This window comes from Hymenobacter terricola (assembly GCF_017921975.2).
Classification (GTDB): Bacteria; Bacteroidota; Bacteroidia; order Cytophagales; family Hymenobacteraceae; genus Hymenobacter; species Hymenobacter terricola.
On the sequence record NZ_JAGEMO020000028.1, the window covers coordinates 17,913 to 35,195 of the forward strand.

Sequence of the window (17,283 nt, forward strand, 5' to 3'; positions counted from 1 at the left end):
CATAAGCCAACGTTCAGGCCCGGCTTCAGGAAGCCGGATTTTTGATGCTGTCGATAACGGTTTCGCTCAAGGGCGAGAGCGTGGGGCCGAAATAGTGCGCGAGGTGGCCATCGGAATCCACGAGGTATTTGGTGAAGTCGCGGGGCGGGGCCTGCTCGTTCCAGCCGTTTTGCCGGGCGTTGCTCAGCCACTGAAACACCGGGTGTTGCTGGGCTGCTTTAACTACCACGCTTGGCTGCATGAGGGGAATGGGCGCGGCGGCGCTGGCCGGGTGGGCCGAGGGTGCGGGGGCGGGGGTGGCCTCCACAAAATCGTTGGTTGGGAAGGCCAGCACCACCAGCTCATCGGCAAACTGCTCGGCTAGCTGCTGGAGCTCGCGATACTGGGGGCTGTCGGCAGCATTGGCGGCGGTGTTCACCAGCAGCACCTGCTTGCCCTTGAGGTCAGCAAAGGAAAAAGTCTGGCCGGTATGGAGCCGGCTGCTGAGCTGATAAAAAGAGTCCGGGCCAGCCGTTTGGGAAGCGTTTTTGGCTGAATGAGCGGGCTGACTGGATTTGACGAAATACTTGATGAGCGGGAACATCCGGCCCAGTGGGATTTGCAGAAAGGAAGCCATGTTGGAAATAAAGGAGAGCCGTCGGCTCAGGCCGTTTAGACGGCCGCAATAGTTCAATAATTAAGATAAGCGCGGCTGTGCACGCAGCCGGGTACAACACGTGGGCAGCAATACTGTTTTTGCGCCCGCGGCTGGCGCAGCCGGACACCCTGCTGACGCGTAAGCCGCCCCCATATTTTGTTGCTTTAACTATAATTTTTAACCGCCGTGCACGCTGCGCTATAAGCGCCAATGCGCCAGCCCACTACCCCTACTCAGGCCAAAAGGCCCCTAGTAAAGCAGCACCACCAGGCTGCGCGCGCCGTGCGCCCCAATCACCAGCGACTGCTCAATATCCGCCGTCTTGGAGGGCCCGGCGATAAATGCGCCGTAACCGCCGGTATTCGGCAGCTGGGCGTAGGCCTGGTGCATGGTGGCCACAATGCGCCGATGGTCGAGCACCAGCACCAGGTGCTGGGTGATGGTGGGCAGGGCCCGGTGCATCATATTGGCTTCCGGCAGCCACACGGCCCCGTTCTCGGCCACCCCAATTTCGCCTGGTAGTACGGCCAGGTCGATACCGGCCAGCACCTCAGTAGGCGTATGAGCATCAACGGCCGCGCTGGTCGCCAACAGGGGCGAAACGGTGCGGCCGGCCGCCGGAAAAAGCTGCCGGAGCGTGGGCTCCAGCTGCGCCAGCCCATCGAGCCAGACCACGCTGCCCCCAATGCCCGTGAGCACGGCAGTGAACCGCTCCGCCGTAGCCTCACCGCCGAAATCGGGCACGGTGGGCAGGCTGGTTTCGGTGGGCTTGTTGGCCTTGGTAGCGGCCAGAATACGGTCGCGGGATGCGGTGCTCATGCGGGAACCTTGGGTTGCGGAGGCGACGAAACGGGTTGTGGCTGCTTGGCGTACCACTCGCGGAAGCTTTGCCTGGGAGCTTCGGGCAGCTCGCGGGCCACGGCCCAGGCGTTCATCGATTTAGCGTGGGTGAGGCTGTGGGGCAGCAGGCGCAGGGCCCGCCGCGCAAACTGCCCGCCCAGCCCGTACACGCGGGTGCTGGCCAGCACGCGGCCCATAAATTTCATGCTCCACTTCTTCGAGGCCGGAATTTCGTTGGCCTCGCCCAGCACCTGCCGCCACTTATAGAGTTGGGTATGAATGTCAATTTTCACCGGGCACACGTCGGTGCACGAGCCGCAGAGCGTGCTGGCAAAAGGCAGCGAGCTGTGCTTCTTCATGTCGATGTTGGGCGACAAAATAGCGCCAATCGGGCCCGGCACGGTAAAATCGTAGCTGTGGCCGCCGCTGCGCCGGTACACCGGGCAGGTGTTCATGCAGGCCCCGCAGCGAATGCACTTGAGCGAAGCGCGGAAATCGGGCCGGCCCAGCTGCTGCGTCCGGCCATTGTCCACGATGACGATGTGCATTTCGCGGCCCGGCAGCGGCTTGGTGAAGTGCGAAGTGTAGGTCGTAACCGGCTGGCCGGTGGCGCTGCGCGCCAATAGCCGGGTGAACACGCCGAGGTCCGTCAGGCGCGGAATAATCTTCTCGATGCCCATGCAGGCAATGTGCACCGCCGCCAGGTTCACGCCCAAATCGGCGTTGCCCTCGTTGGTGCAAACGACCACCCCGCCGGTCTCGGCCACGGCAAAGTTGACGCCCGAAATGGCCACCTGCCCCGCCAGAAATTTGGCCCGCAGGTGCTGCCGCGCCGCTTCGGTGAGGCGTTGCGGGTCGCTTTCGCCTTTTTCAGTGCCTAGATGAATGTGGAAAGTTTCGCCCACATCCTCTTTTTTCAGGTGGATGGCGGGCAGCACAATGTGGCTGGGCGCCTCCTCCCGAAACTGAATAATCCGCTCGCCCAAATCGGTATCCACCACCTCAATCCCGTGCTTGATGAGGTACGGATTCAAGTGGCATTCCTCGGTCAGCATCGACTTGCTTTTGACGATGCGCGTGGCCCCCTGCTGCCGGATGATGTCCAGAATAATGGCGTTGTGCTCCGCCGCATCGGCGGCCCAGTGCACGTGCACGCCGTTGGCCTGCGCGGCCGCTTCAAACTCCCGCAAGTACAGGTCGAGCCGGCTCAGGGTGTGGTCTTTAATGCCGGAGGCCAGCTCGCGCAGCTCCTGGAATTCGGGCACGGCATACACGGCGCGGTCGCGCTTTTCGCGCACAAACCAGAGGGTTTCGTCGTGCCAGGTGGTGCGGTCGGCATCCAGCAAAAACTTGTCGGCGCGGGTGGCGTGGTTCATGCGGTGAGTCCGTTAAGAATTTCGGCGGCGTGCATCACTTTGATGGGCAGCCTGGCGCGGCGCACAATGCCTTCAAGATGCATCAGGCACGACATGTCGCTGCCAGTGAGCACCTGCGTGCCGTTGAGGACGTGGTCGGCCACGCGGTCCTGGCCCATGCGGGCCGAAATGGCGGCCTCCGACACGCAGAACGTGCCGCCGAAGCCGCAGCATTCGTCGTTGCGGTTCAGGTTGGTCAGCTCAATGCCGTCGAGCGAGGCCAGCAGGCGGCGCAATTGGCCGTCGCGCACCGGCGTCATCTCCGATTCGTTGGCCTGGTGCAGGCCGCGCTGGCCGTGGCAGCTCAGGTGCAGGCCCACTTTGTGCGGGAAGGCGCCCGGCAGAGCTTCCACTTTCAGCACGGTGCTGATGAAGTCAATCAGGTCATATGCTGAGCCGCGCACGTGCTGCACATCGGCCGTTTGGTCCAGCTTGTCGAAGTGCTTGCGGACGTGGTACACGCAGCTGCCCGACGGGGCCACCACGTAGTCGTAATCGCGAAACGTTTCTACGAAATGCTTGTAAATGGGCAGCGCATCGTGCTCGCAGCCGCTATTGGCCAGGGGCTGGCCGCAACAGGTTTGCTGGGCCGGAAAGTGCGCGGTTACGCCCAGTTTTTCGAGCAATTGCAGCGTGGCCACGCCTACTTGCGGGTAAAACTGGTCGATGTAGCACGGGACGAATAGGGCAACTTTCATTCTTATTTTTCTAGCGTATTCGGGGCGCGTTGCTACAGAACGTCATGTCGAGCGCAGCCGAGCCGAGACATGACGTTCTTTTATTCTTCAACCTAAACCTATTTCCAGCCTAAACCGACCGGCTCTGCACCACCGCCAGCGGCAAATCATCCTCATCCGTAAATAGCGGCTGGGTTTTCTTCAGCGCCTCGCCTTGCTCCAGATGCACCAGCGCGCCCAGCGCCGTAGCCTGGGGCACTTCCAGCGTGCGGATTTCGGCCTTCGGAAAGTTCCAGCTCAGGGTTTGCATAAAGAGCGGGTTGCGGGCAAAACCACCATCGACAAAGATGGTTTTTTCGCCCTGCCACACCAGGTGAATGGATTCGAGCAGGATGGTAATCAGCCCGTGCATGAGGTGCTGGTAGGCGTCGCTGGCCGTGCGAAACCCCGATAATTCCCACTCGGCGGCGGGCTCATCGGGAAACGGGCCGGTGCCGGCCATGCAGGCTGGGTGGAAGCCCGCGGAGGCTTCGTCGTAGGGCCGGGCCAACACGATGGAGCGGTAAAAATCGGGCTTGACGTGGAAGTGCGCCGCAATGCGCTCGACCTGGAAGTCGTGCTCCCGGCCCAGAAAGACGCGGGAGGCGCGGGTGGCCTCGCCGCGGGGCGTCATGAAGCTGAGGCAGTCGCGGCGCAGCAGCGCCGGGGTGAGTGGGTGGCTGTTGAATGGGTTGATGGTGACGGACCAGGTACCGGTGGAAATCAGCACGAACGGCTCGTCGTTTTCGGCCAGGTAAGGCATCACGGCGGCGGTGCTGTCGTGCAGCCCCACGCCCACCAGAATGCCATCGACCACCGAGGCGATGGAGTCGCGGGTGAGCGGCGCCAGCTTCTCGTCGATGCCCTCGCGGCGCACCCAGTCGTGGTAGTGGTTGCGCTTGTAGTCCCACAGTGCCGTGTGGCAGCCAATGGAAGTAAAGTCGCTGAATTTCTCGCCCGAAATCAAGTACGAGAGGTAATTGGGCAGGTGCAGCGAAGTGTGAATCTGGGCATACAGCGCCGGTTTGGCGTACTTCAGCCAATACATCTGCAAGCCCGAATTGAGCATGCCCAAACGCGGCGAGCAGGTGTCCGCCGCAAATTCTTCCGGCGACTGGCCCAGCTCAGCGTAGAACTTTGCCTCAATCTCGGCCGGCAGCGGCTTGAGGTAGTTGTAGAGCGGCAGCATGGGCTGGCCGTCGGCCCCGAGGTGCACGAAACTGGCGCCATAGGCCGTGAAATTCACGCCCTTTACGCTGTAGTACGGGTGGTGGCGCAGGCGGTGCCAGTGGGCCTGCACCCACTCGGTGAGGCGCGGGAGGTGGTCGCAGGGGTAGCCGTCATCATCCAGCACATCGGTGCAGACGTGCAGCTCCTCGTCGATAATTTGCTGGTCCTCATCAAAGAGAATCAGTTTCTTGTTGGTCTTGCCAATGTCGAAAACCGCGTAGACTGACTTTTTCATCTTCTTGCTCATAGCCCGGTGGATACGCTGTGCTTGCCGCGCTGGCGGATGAGTTGTTCGCGCACGCCCTCGGCGCGGTAGGCGGCGATGGGTTTCAGCGCGCCGCCGCTCTGGCGGTAGGCTTCGGCTACCAGCGGCCGTACATCGGTGAGGAAGGCGTCGCGCAGGATTTCTTCGGCCCGCACCACGTCGTTGGCCTCCTGGGCTTCGCTGAGGGCGTCACGGTCCACCAGCAAGGCTTTGGCGTAGGCCGAAAGGATGTTTTCGACGGATTGCAGCAGGTCTTCCAGCGGGTCTTTTACGTTGTGGCTGGCATCAATCATGTAAGCCACCGCTTCGGCGGGCACCGATTGGTCGAGGGCACTATCCACCAGCTCGTTGAAAATCAGGAACAGCTGGAAGGGCTTGGAGCTGCCGGTGGTCAGGTCATCGTCGCCGTACATCGAGCCGTTGAAGTGGAAGCCGCCGAGGCGGCCGAACTGCCGCAGGCGGCCCACAATCTGCTCGATGTTGGTGTTGGGCAGGTGGTGGCCCAAATCGACCAGCACCTGCGCGTTCTGGCCAATGGCCTGGCACAAGGCCAGCGAGGTGCCCCAGTCAGGAATCACCATCGAGTAGAAGTTGGGCTCGTAGGGCTTGTACTCGATGAGCATGGTCCAGTCGCTCGGCATGGCCTCGTAGATGGCCGCCAGCGACTCCTGCGTGCGCAGAAACGCGCGGCGCAAATGCTGCTGGCCGGGGAAGCTGGAGCCGTCGGCCAGCCACACGGTCAGCGTTTTGGCGTCGAGCTGGCGGCCGTAGCGCACGCAGTCGATGTTGTGCTGAATGGCCTGCTCGCGCACCGCTTTTTCGGTGTTGCTCAGCGAGCCGAATTTGTAGGAATTCGGCTGGTCTTTCTGGTCCTGAAAGGTGTTGGAATTCACCGAATCAATCACCAAACCCTGCTCCTTCAGCAATTGCTGGAGGCCGGGAATGTCCTGCGGAATATCCCAGGGAATGTGCAGCGAAATGGAGTTCGACGAGCGGTTGAGGGCTTGCAGAATGCCCACGTCGCTGATTTTATCTTCCAGCGTGGCCGGCTCGCCGCCCAGGGGGAAGCGGCCGAACCGCGTGCCGCCCGTGCCCAGCGCCCAGCTCGGAATGGCCACCTGAAAAGCAATCAGCTTTTGCACCACGGCTTGCACGTCCAGTTGGCGCAGGCGCGGCGAATCGGCCAGGTGCTGAAATTGCGTTTGGTGCTCGGCCAGCAACGGCTGGTTGAGGTCGGCAAGGCGTTGGTCGGTAAACATGGTGCGCGTCAAGTGGGAATAAGGAAAATAGTCCGGGGTTGGTTGGGTAGAACAAATTACCCGTTCCCCTAAGCCGGAACTGTTCTGGGCTCTCCTGTTTGCGCGGAAAATTTGGAGATAAAGGGCCCGGATAAGAACCAGAACGTCCTGCCGAGCGCAGCCGGGGCATCCCGCTCGGAGCAGTAATCAAACCCATTAAATCATTGAGTTACTACCCCGGGCGGGATGCCCCGGCAGCGCTCGGCAGGACGGGCTTTTATCGTTCTTTCAGAAGCCTTATAGCGACCCGCGCCGAATCGTATAGAACGGGTTTTTCACCTTCACCCGCTGTTTTTCCAGCAGCAGGGTGGCGGCGGTGCGGCCCATGGCCTCGAAGTCGGTGGTAATCACCGTCATGTTGAGCAGCTCTTTGAGGGGCGTTTCGTTGAAGGAAATGATGCCCACTTCGCGGCCCAGCAGGTAGCTGGTCTGGCGGATTTTTTTCACCAGCTCCACCAGGTCCGTTTCGCGGATTACGACGTAGGCCGTGCCGGCGGTCACCACCTCATTCATGGCATTTTCGACCACCGAAAACTCCTTGTTCCGCATCAGACAGAAGGAGCGGAAGCCCCACGGCAATTCCTCCGGGTGGTTGGCATCGGAGGGCAGCACCAGCACGAGGCGGGAATATTTTTCGAGCAGGTCCTCGGCGTTTTCGAGGGCGGTGAAAATGTCCTTGTCGAAGTCCTGAAATACGCGCAGGCAATCGTGGGTGAGTTCCGGAATGTCTTTGTCGAGCAGCACCAGTTCCTGCGAGGGAATGGTGTTGAGAATGGCCCGGAAAATGGCCTTATCGGTGTCCAGCGTGAAGTGCGGCATCACCACGTAGTAGTTGTATTTGCCCAGGTTTTTGGCAATAATTTCCTGGAACAGGTTCACGTTGTAGTGATGAATCTGCAAGTCCACCGTGGCACGGTCGCCCAGGGTTTCGAGGAAGGCGTAGTAGATGATTTTTTTGTAGGAGCTCAGCTTGTTGAACACCAGCAGGATTTTCAGCTTCGACGTATCGCTGGCTTCCACGTAGTAGCCCTTGCCCTGCACCGAGGTGATGAAGCCGCGCTCGCGCAGCTCGCGGTAGGCTTTCTCCACGGTGTCGCGGGCCAGGTAGTGCTCCACGCTCAGCTCGCTGATACTCGGCAGGTGGTCGCCGTTCTTCAGCACGCCACGCTCAATATCCATGATGACCGACTGCACAATCTGCTTGTACTTCGGCGTTTTATCAAGGGGTTTTAGTTGGAGTTGGTACATCCCGGGTGGTGGGCAAGTCAGGTGATTTCCAGCCGTGCTACTTCAGGTAAACCCGATGGGCAGCGGCAGAATTCAGCAAGGTGGAAGGAGGTGGGCAAAAAGACGGTACGCGCAGGTCTTACCTCAAATGTAGCCTTTTCAGCAATGTCCAGGGCATAAATCCGGCAATAATAAAACAGCACGTCGTGCCGGGCCTACCGAAGCTGCTCTATTGCAATAGTAATTAATTACTTAAGCAGTAGCGAAGCTTCAACAAGCTCAGCACGACGTGCTGATAAATCATTGCTGGCTAGCGAACAAAGGCCATAGCCACGCCACCGTCGACGTTCAGCACGTTGCCTGTGGATTTGCTCAGCGAGCCGTCCACGAACACGCGCACGGCTTTGGCGATGTCTTCGGCCAGCAGCTCCTCGCCCAGCAGCGTGCGCTTGGCGTAGTGCTGGGGCAGCTCTTCCACCGTGATGCCGTAGGCTTTGGCGCGGCCGGCGGCCCAGTCGCCTTCCCAGATTTTGGAGCCGCGCAGCACGGCGTCGGGATTCACGGTGTTGACGCGGATTTTGTCGGCCCCCAGCTCGGCGGCCAGCAGGCGGCTCATGTGCAGCTGGGCGGCTTTGGCCGTGCCATAAGCCACGTTGTTGGGGCCGGCCACGAGGCCGTTTTTGCTGGCGATGTTCACAATATCACCGCCCAGCGCCTGCTGGCGCAGAATGGTGACAGCGGCCTGGCTCACCAGGAACTGGCCCTTCACGAGCACGTCGTTCAGGATGTCCCAGTCGGCTTGCGTGGTTTCGGCCAAGGGCTTGCTGATGCTCAGGCCGGCGCAGTTCACGATGATGTCGACGCCACCGAACTGCAGCACGCCGGCTTTCAGCGACTCAGCAATGCTCTCGGCGCTGGTTACTTCGATGGGCGCGGTGATGGCGCTGTCCTTGCCGAACTGCCTGCGCAGGTCGGTCTGGGTTTCTTCCAGGCGGTCGCGGTCCACGGCCACCACGCAGGCGCCGAATTTGAGCAGCTCTTCGCAAATGGCTTTGCCGATGCCGCCGGTGCCGCCCGTCACGTAGGCCACCTTGCCCGAGAGGGCTTTGGGCGGGGCCATGCGCTGGAGCTTGGCTTCTTCCAGCAGCCAGTATTCGATGTTGAAGGCTTCCTGCTCGGGCAGGCCCTGGTAGGTGCTCACGGCCTCGGCGCCCTTCATCACGTTGATGGCGTTGGTGTAGAATTCGGCGGCCACACGGGCGGTCTGCTTGTCCTTGGCGAAGGCGAACATGCCCACGCCGGGCCACAGGATGATGACCGGGTTGGGGTCGCGAATGGCGGGTGAGTTGGCGTGCTTGCAGCGCTCGTAGTAAGCCGCGTACTCTTTCCGGTAGGCTTCAAACTGGCCTTCCAGGTAGGTTTTCACGCTGGCGGCATCCGATTGCATCACGTCGGCATCAAGCACGAGCGGGCGGATTTTGGTGCGCAGGAAATGGTCGGGGCAGCTGGTACCTTTGGCCGCGAGGCGGGCCAGGTCGTGCGAGTTCACGAATTCGAGCACGCGGCTGTCATCGGTGTAGTGGCCCAGCATGCGGCGGTGGCCCGATGCCAGGCCGCGCAGCACGGGCATTACGGCAGCCGCGGCGGTGCGGCGGCCGGCGGCATCCAGGGTTTGGGCGCTTTTCTCTCCGCCGAAAACCGGCCCTTTCTTGCCGTAGTTGGCTTCGAGGTAAGTCGCCGCCTGCTCGATGACTTCGAGCGTATTGAGGTAGGACTCGTACGAGGTATCGCCCCAGGTAAACAGGCCGTGGCCGCCGAGGATAACGCCGCGCAGGCCGGGGTTGTCGGCCACGATTTTCTCCAGCTGCAGGCCCAGGTCGAAGCCGGGTTTCTGCCAGGGCAGCCAGCCCATGGTGTCGCCCCAGATTTCTTTCATGATGGCCTCGCCGTCCTTGCTGGCCGCGATGGCAATCAGGGCATCGGGGTGCAGGTGGTCGATGTGCTTGAAGGGCAGCAGGCCGTGCAGCGGGGTATCAATGCTGGGCGTGGCGCACTTGGGGTCGAAGAGGCAGTACTCGAACAGGCCCACCATTTCATCTTCGAACTCCAGGCCCCGGTAGCGGCCTTTGAGTTGGTGCAGCTTCTCCACGTAGAGGTTGGCGCAGCCGGCTTTGGTGAGCGTGCCGATGTCGCCGCCCGAGCCTTTTACCCACATGACTTCGGCGGCTTCGCCGGTGACGGGGTTGGTTTCGGTGATTTTGCAGGAAGTGTTGCCGCCGGCGTAGTTGGTCAGGCGCAGGTCGGCGCCGAGCAGGTTCGAACGGTAGAGGAACAGCGCGACTTCGTCGGCACTGATTTCCAGAGCCTTGGCCTCGTCCCAGAGGTAGCTAACGTGCTGGAAAGTGAGGGTTTTTTCCATGATAATGCTTCGGTTTCAGTTAACCAGAAAACGGGATAGTTGCTTTTTTTACAAAGGTGCCGGGGCGAGCCAGGGCCAACCTCCTGCACTCTCCTGCTTGCCATAAAAATTATTGTGCCGCGGGGCAGAACTGAAACGTGAGGGCGTTTTCACCGCAGGATTTGGCCGTTACTTCGCGTTCAGGAGAGCACAGGAAGGTTTGTACTCACTAACCCGGCAGCTTTGCCTAAAATCCTAACTACTATGGCTGTCATCTGGGGAGTTATCCTTCATGCGCTCGGCGGCTTCGCCTCCGGCAGTTTTTACCTGCCCTACAAGAAAATCAACGGCTGGGCCTGGGAAAGCTACTGGCTGGTGGGTGGCATCGTGAGCTGGCTGGTGGCGCCGTGGGTGCTGGGCTACCTCACCGTGCCGCACCTGTTCGAGGTGCTGCACCAGGCACCCAATTCTACTATTGCCTGGGCGTATTTCTGGGGAATACTGTGGGGCACGGGCGGGCTCACGTTCGGGCTGGCCATGCGGTATCTGGGCTTGTCGCTGGGCATGGCCGTCACGCTGGGGCTGTGCGCGGTGTTCGGCACGCTGGTTCCTCCTATTTACGAGGGCAAGATGGGCGAGCTGGTGGCCTCGGCCTCGGGCCGGTACATTATGCTGGGGCTGGGCGTGTGCGTGCTGGGCATTCTGATTTGCGGCCGGGCGGGCCTGTTGAAAGAAAAGACGCTGACCACGGAGCAAAAGCAGGAATCCATCGCGGAGTTTGACCTGCGCAAGGGCCTGATGGTGGCTGTGTTTTCGGGTATCATGAGTGCCTGCTTCTCGTTCGGCCTCACGGCCGGGCAGCCCATTGCCAAACTGGCCGCCGAACACGGCACCAACCCGCTGTTCGTGAACAACGCCATCCTGGTCATCATCCTGGCCGGCGGCCTCACTACTAATGCCATCTGGTGCGTGTACCTCAACCTGAAGAACAACACCTACACCGACTACCTGAACCCCTCCTACCCGGCCCTGCGCAACATCATGTTCTGCGCCCTGGCGGGCACGACGTGGTACTTCCAGTTCTTCTTTTACGGCATGGGCGACAGCCAGATGGGCGCCTACCGCTTCTCGGGCTGGACGCTGCACATGGCCTTCATCATTGCCTTTAGCAGCATGTGGGGCCTGTTGCTGCACGAGTGGCGCGGGGCCAACCGCACCACCATGCGCACGGTGTCGCTGGGCATTGTGGCGGTGGTGCTCTCCACGGTAATTGTGGGCTACGGCAACTACCTGGGCTCGCCCGAGCACAGCCAGCCGGCCCAGGACACCGCGGCGGTCAGCGCGACGGAATAGGCGGACGCGTCCTGGCAACTGGCGCCGCCGATGCAACAATTCCCTCTGCATGCTAAACATTAGCCCGTTCCATCCGCGTATTATGGCTCACCGTTTACAGTTGCTTCTACTGGCTATCGGACTACTGGGAGCGGCCCTTCCAGTTACGCCCCCCGCCGCGCCCCAGGCCCAGTCCGAAGCCTTAGGACGCGGCGTGGTGGCCATTGCCCAACCTGATGGAAGGGTGTTCATTAGCTGGCGGCTGCTGGCAAATGATGCGCCCACCGTAGCCTTCGACGTGTACCGCCAGGCCGACACCGTCGCCCCCGTCAAGCTGAACGACAAACCCCTGACCGCTGGCACCAACTGGCTTGACGCCAGCGCCAAAAAGGGCCAGTCCACCAGCTACTTCGTGCGCGTGGCCGGCACTTTAGCCCCCAAAGCAGCTGCCGATGCCTCGGCTACGGCCAAGGTTTGGACCGATGGCTACCTGCGCCTGCCGCTCCAGCCGCCGCCCGGCGGCACGGTGAGCAGCGGCCCCGAAACCAGCGCCTACACCTACACCGCCAACGACGCCAGCCCCGCCGACCTCGACGGCGACGGCCAGTACGAAATCGTGCTCAAATGGGAGCCCACCAACGCCCGCGACAACAGCCAGGGCGGCCTCACCGGCCCCGTCATCCTCGATGCCTACAAGCTGGACGGCACCCGCCTGTGGCGCATCAACCTGGGCCGGAATATCCGCGCCGGGGCGCACTACACCCAGTTTATGGCGTACGACCTCGACGGCGACGGCAAGGCCGAAATGGCCTGCAAAACCGCCGACGGCACGGTGGACGGCGCGGGCAAAGTCATTGGCGATGCGAAGAAGGATTACCGCTCCCTCACCGTGCCCAGCGACGGCCCCGGCGTGCCCACCGCCCGCGACAGCAAGTACGGCCGCATCCTGGCCGGGCCGGAATACTTCACGGTGTTCAATGGCCGGACCGGCGCGGCCCTGGCCACCACCGACTACCTGCCCGCCCGGGGCGACATCGGCACCTGGGGCGGCATCGGCGGCAATGGCGGCAACGACCGCTACGGCAACCGCGCCGACCGCTTCCTGGCCGCTGTGGCCTATCTCGACGGCCAGCACCCCAGCGTGGTGATGTGCCGCGGCTACTACGGCCGCACCGTGCTCGCCGCCTGGGACTGGCGCGGCGGCCTGCTCACCTCGCGCTGGGTCTTCGACTCGCAAGATGGCCAGAACCCCTTCTCCGGCATGGGCAACCACGGCCTGAGCGTGAACGACGTGGACGGCGACGGCAAGGACGAAATCGTGTACGGCGCGATGGTGGTCGACGACAACGGCACCGGCCGCTACACCACCAACCTGCGCCACGGCGACGCCCTGCACGTCAGCGACTTCGACCCCGGCCTGCCCGGCCTCGAAGCCTGGGGCGTACACGAAAACGAAGAGAAAGTGCCCGGCTATGAAGCCGGCCCCGGCGCCGCCCTCTACGCCGCCGGCACGGGCAAAATCCTCTTCTCGCAATTGCCTGGCCAGGATGTGGGCCGGGGCCTGGCCGCCGACATCGACCCGCGCTATCCCGGCGCGGAACTATGGGTGAGCAACCCCGAGCTGGGCCTGCTCAGCTGCAAGGGCGAGCGCATCGGCCCCGCGCCGCGCTCGGTCAATTTCGGCCTGTGGTGGGACGGGGATTTGCTGCGCGAGCTGCTGAATGACACCCGCGTGGAAAAGTGGGACTACCAGGCCGGCCAGCTCTCGACTTTATTGGAAGGCAAAACCTTCAACGCAGCCTCCTGCAACGGCAGCAAAGCCACGCCCTGCCTCAGCGCCGACCTGCTGGGCGACTGGCGCGAGGAGGTCGTCTGGCGCACGGCCGACAACTCGGCCCTGCTCATTTTCAGCACCACCATTCCCACCACGCACCGCTTGGTGACGCTCATGCAGGACCGTGCCTACCGCCTCGGCGTGGCCCGCGAGAACGTGGGCTACAACCAGCCGCCGCATCCCGGTTTTTTCCTCGGCGAAGGCATGAAAGGCGAGGTTAATTGAGAACGTCACGCAAAAACCGAACGTCATGCTTCGACTCCGCTGCGCTCTGCTCTGCATGATGTTCTGAACTCCCTCAACTATGAAAACCAAAACCCTGCTGGCCTGCGCAGCGCTGCTTTTCCTCCTCGCCAGCTTCGGCAAGCCCAGTCCGCCGCCCACCCTCTACCTCATCGGCGACTCGACGGTGAACAACCCCACCCCGCCGCAGCTGGGCTGGGGCAACGCCATTAGCACCTACTTCGACACCACGCGGCTGAAGGTGCGCAACAACGCCAAGGCCGGCCGCAGCACCCGCACCTTCATCACGGAAGGCCGCTGGGAGAAAACCATCGCCGCCATCAAGCCCGGCGATTTTCTGATGATGCAGTTCGGCCACAACGAGGGCAGCCCGCCCGATACCAGCAAGGCCGGCCGGCGCGGCGTGCTGCGCGGCACCGGCGAGGACACCAAAAGTCTGGTCTGGCCCGACGGCCACCCCGAAACCGTGAATACCTACGGCTGGTACCTGCGCAAATTCATCCGCGAAGCCAAGGCCAAAGGGGCCACGCCGGTGGTCTGCTCCATGATTCCGCGCAACGAGTGGAAGGATGGAAAAGTCATTCGGGCCAGCAACGATTTCGGCAAGTGGGCCGCCGAAGTAGCCCAGCAGGAAGGCGTGGCCTTCATTGACTTGAACGACATCACGGCCCTGAAATACGAGAAGCTGGGGCCGGACGAAGTGAAGAAATTCTTCCCCGGCGACCACACCCACACCAACGAAGCCGGTGCCCGGCTGAACGCCGAATCGGTGGTGGACGGCATCAAAAGCAACAAGAAGCTGGCGCTGAACAAGTACCTGAAGAAGCTGTAGCGTGGACTCTGCGAGTCCGCGTGGTTGAACGACCAATCAGAACGTCATGCAGCGCGCAGCAAAGCATCTCGCGTGCAGCAGTAAACTAATCGATTGAATTACTACCACATGCGAGATGCTTCGCTGCGCGCTGCATGACGGGCTAATAAATCCCCCTCCCATGAAATCCTCCAAACCCGCCCTGCCCCTCCGCGCCAGCCTCACCTACGGCCTGCTGCTGGTGGCCCTGCTACTAGCCGCCTTCACCAGCCGCCCACCCCGGAAACCCACCCTCTACCTCATCGGCGACTCGACCGTGAAAAACGGCAAGGGCAAGGGCGACGGCGGCCTCTGGGGCTGGGGCAACTACCTGCCCGCGCACTTCGACACCACCCGCATCCGCATGGAAAACGACGCGCTGGGCGGCACCAGCAGCCGCACCTTCCAGACCAAGGGCCTGTGGGAAGCCGTGCGGACCAAGCTTCAACCCGGCGATTTCGTCATCATGCAATTTGGCCACAACGACGACGGCGCGCTGGCCGACACCGCCCGCGCCCGCGGCACCATCAAAAGCAACGGCGAGGAAAGCCAGGACATTTTCAACCCCCTCACCAGGCAGCCGGAAGTGGTGCACAGCTACGGCTGGTACCTGCGCAAAGTCATCACCGAAACCAGGGCCAAAGGGGCCACGCCCGTGGTCTGTTCCCTCATTCCGCGCAACGGCTGGAAGGACGGCAAGGTGAACCGCGCCACCAACGGCTACACCAAATGGGCCGCCGAAGCCGCCCAGCAGGGCGGGGCCTATTTCATCGACTTGAACAAGCTGGTGGCCGATAAATACGACCGCGAGGGCGAGGCCAAAGTGGGCACTGTGTACTTCACTTCCAAAGACCACACCCACACCATCGAGGCCGGTGCGCAGCTGAACGCAGCCACCGTGGCGGAGGGCATTAAGGAAACGAAGGGGCTGGCGCTGAGCAAGTATTTAAAGAAGTAGCGCGAACCGTTGGCAGCACAGTACAGGAGGCTTGCCGCTGGTCCCGGCCGTTCCTTCGATGCTCCAGCGCTCACGTCCACCGCTAATTCCTCAACAGCCGCCCCAGGCGCTGCCGCTTATGAAGAAACCTGCCGTTTTGGCCGCACTCCTGTGCTGCTTTGGAAACTTAGCTACCGGTGCCCAAACGCCCGCCGCCCGGCCCGCGCCGCTGCCGGCCACGGTCATCATCCCGGCGTCGGATTTTATCCAGGAAATTCCTCGGGGCAACGTCATTGCTGATGCCAATGAGCTCCACGCCCCCTGGATTTTCAACAACACGGCCCTGGTCCTGAAATCCAAAACCAATATGCAGGTGCGCGTGCAAGTGCCAGCAGCGGGCACCTACACGCTATTCGTGCGCAGCCAGGGCGAGAAAAACACTGGCTTCAAAGTGGCCATCAACGATAAGGTGACGGCCGAAAACTTTGGGCGGGGCCCGCTGAGCTGGCAGGCCGGCGGCACGTTTGAGCTACCTGCCGGCCCGGCCTACGTCAAGCTCACGCGCATTGAAATGGGCGCGGCGGTGGACGTATTGGTGCTGAGCAGAAACGCCGGTTTGAAGGAGGAAGACATCCGGCCCTACCAGCTGCCCGAAGACGTTCAGCTGCTGAAGCAATACACCATTCCGCAATCCAACGCCGTGAAATTCGGCGACGTGAACGGCGACGGCAAAACCGATTTCATGGTGCTGGAGCCCAACTTTTCCGCCCACGTTTTCGACAACAGCGGCAAGGAATTGTGGGCCTACCAGGCCCCCACCGAATACGGGAAGGAGCGGTCGGAATTTGAAGCCCCCGGCGTGCTCTGGGATTTCGACCACGACGGCCGGGCCGAAGTGGTGCACTGGCGCCTCATCGAGGGCAAGGAGTGGCTGGTGGTGGCCGACGGCCGCACCGGCCGCATCCTGCGCAAAACCCCCTGGCCCACCCAGGCCCTGCCGCACGCCTACAACAACTTCCGCCTGGCCATCGCCCACCTGCACGCCGGCCCCGCCAACGACCTGGTGGCCTACACCGACATGGGCGGCACCGAAAACGTGAACGCCTACTCCGCCGACCTCAAACCCCTCTGGCAGCACACCGAACACCGCAAAAAGGACAACCTGGGCCACTACATCTATCCCGTTGATTTGAATGGCGACGGCCTCGACGAGGTCCTGGTCGGCTCGCTGCTGCTCGACACCAAGGGCCAGGAAATCTGGAACCGCTTCGACCTGCTGCCCGACAACCACGACCACGCCGACAGCTACAAATTCATCGACATGAACGGCGACGGCAAGCTCGACATCGCCACCGCCAACAGCGAAACCGGCGTGTTCATCTACGAAGCCCTGACCGGCAAAATCATCTGGCAAAACACCGCCGAGCACAGCCAGCAGCTCGCCGTGGGCAATTTCCTGAAGAACGTACCCGGCCCGCAGGTCGTCATCGGCGGCCGCACCTACGGCAACCGCGCCGCCGACGAGCCCGGCCTGTCCAGCCAGCTCTACTGGTTTGACAACGCCGGCAACTTGGTAAAAAAATGGCCCGGCAACCCCATCAACGGCAATCCCGATTTCGTGCGCGGCAACTGGCGCGGCGACGGTTCCACGACGCTGTTCTGGCACAAATTCCGCCTGAACGACGTCGGCACCGGCGAGCTGTATTTCCCGGACATGGTCTTTCACCTATTCGATTTCACGGGCCAGGGCGCCGAGGAAGTCATCACCCTGAGCCAGGGCCGGCTGAGCATTTTCGGCAGCCGCAGCGCCATCCACAGCGGCAAGGATTTGAAGAAGGATGTGGAGTACCTGCGGAATTCCGTGGTCAACCACACGCATTACTAGCCGTGTAGAGACGCATAATTGCGCGTCTCCCGTCGAACGACCATGAACGAGGTAGAGACGCAACATTTTGCGTCTCGTCGTTGAACGGCCCAGACCGCGCAGTACCGCTCCCAATTGCGCAGTTATAACCACATCAGCAACGACGAGACGCAAAATGTTGCGTCTCTACACCCGCC

13 protein-coding genes are annotated in these 17,283 nt (G+C 61.9%); 5 read left to right on the forward strand and 8 right to left on the reverse strand.

Going from position 1 to position 17,283, the window contains the following annotated elements; all coding sequences use genetic code 11:
* Positions 1-25: 25 nt before the first annotated feature.
* From J4G38_RS18155 to J4G38_RS18190, 8 genes are all read right to left on the reverse strand, one after another.
* On the reverse strand, positions 26-616 hold the full coding sequence (locus J4G38_RS18155; RefSeq protein WP_210520326.1) for a glutathione peroxidase: 591 nt from the start codon (positions 614-616) through the stop codon (positions 26-28).
* 270 nt (positions 617-886) lie between these two features.
* Positions 887-1,456 (reverse strand): LutC/YkgG family protein, encoded by a 570-nt coding sequence (locus J4G38_RS18160; RefSeq protein ID WP_210520324.1) that lies wholly within the window; start codon positions 1,454-1,456, stop codon positions 887-889.
* On the reverse strand, positions 1,453-2,853 hold the full coding sequence (locus tag J4G38_RS18165; protein ID WP_210520322.1) for a lactate utilization protein B: 1,401 nt from the start codon (positions 2,851-2,853) through the stop codon (positions 1,453-1,455). Before J4G38_RS18165 ends, J4G38_RS18160 begins: the two co-directional genes overlap by 4 nt.
* Positions 2,850-3,590 carry a (Fe-S)-binding protein gene (locus J4G38_RS18170; RefSeq protein WP_210520320.1) on the reverse strand — a complete coding sequence of 247 codons (741 nt, stop codon included), beginning with the start codon at positions 3,588-3,590 and terminating at the stop codon, positions 2,850-2,852. The genes J4G38_RS18165 and J4G38_RS18170 overlap by 4 nt, the downstream gene beginning before the upstream one ends.
* 109 nt (positions 3,591-3,699) lie before the next feature.
* The gene (locus tag J4G38_RS18175; RefSeq protein ID WP_226163541.1) at positions 3,700-5,085 is read right to left on the reverse strand and encodes an FGGY-family carbohydrate kinase; all 1,386 of its coding nucleotides are present in this window, start codon (positions 5,083-5,085) and stop codon (positions 3,700-3,702) included.
* Positions 5,082-6,362 (reverse strand): TIM barrel protein, encoded by a 1,281-nt coding sequence (locus J4G38_RS18180; RefSeq protein ID WP_210520316.1) that lies wholly within the window; start codon positions 6,360-6,362, stop codon positions 5,082-5,084. The genes J4G38_RS18175 and J4G38_RS18180 overlap by 4 nt, the downstream gene beginning before the upstream one ends.
* Before the next feature lie 276 nt (positions 6,363-6,638).
* Positions 6,639-7,649, reverse strand: a complete 1,011-nt coding sequence (locus J4G38_RS18185) for a GntR family transcriptional regulator (protein WP_210520314.1) — start codon at positions 7,647-7,649, stop codon at positions 6,639-6,641.
* Positions 7,650-7,938: 289 nt separating this feature from the next.
* Complete coding sequence (locus tag J4G38_RS18190) at positions 7,939-10,047, reverse strand: bifunctional aldolase/short-chain dehydrogenase (protein ID WP_210520311.1); 2,109 nt, start codon at positions 10,045-10,047, stop codon at positions 7,939-7,941.
* 243 nt (positions 10,048-10,290) lie between these two features.
* Between J4G38_RS18190 and rhaT the strand changes: the two genes are divergently transcribed.
* The 5 genes from rhaT to J4G38_RS18215 all read left to right on the forward strand — a co-directional run bounded on the left by rhaT (position 10,291) and on the right by J4G38_RS18215 (position 17,107).
* The gene (rhaT, locus tag J4G38_RS18195; RefSeq protein ID WP_210520309.1) at positions 10,291-11,379 is read left to right on the forward strand and encodes an L-rhamnose/proton symporter RhaT; all 1,089 of its coding nucleotides are present in this window, start codon (positions 10,291-10,293) and stop codon (positions 11,377-11,379) included.
* An 82-nt stretch (positions 11,380-11,461) separates the two neighbouring features.
* Positions 11,462-13,417 carry a rhamnogalacturonan lyase gene (locus J4G38_RS18200; protein ID WP_210520307.1) on the forward strand — a complete coding sequence of 652 codons (1,956 nt, stop codon included), beginning with the start codon at positions 11,462-11,464 and terminating at the stop codon, positions 13,415-13,417.
* Positions 13,418-13,496: 79 nt separating this feature from the next.
* Positions 13,497-14,267, forward strand: a complete 771-nt coding sequence (locus J4G38_RS18205; RefSeq protein WP_210520305.1) for a rhamnogalacturonan acetylesterase — start codon at positions 13,497-13,499, stop codon at positions 14,265-14,267.
* A 160-nt stretch (positions 14,268-14,427) separates the two neighbouring features.
* Entirely contained in the window at positions 14,428-15,243 is an 816-nt protein-coding gene (locus tag J4G38_RS18210; RefSeq protein WP_226163542.1) for a GDSL-type esterase/lipase family protein, read from the forward strand.
* Between the two features lie 118 nt (positions 15,244-15,361).
* Entirely contained in the window at positions 15,362-17,107 is a 1,746-nt protein-coding gene (locus J4G38_RS18215) for a hypothetical protein (protein ID WP_210520301.1), read from the forward strand.
* Positions 17,108-17,283: the final 176 nt, after the last annotated feature.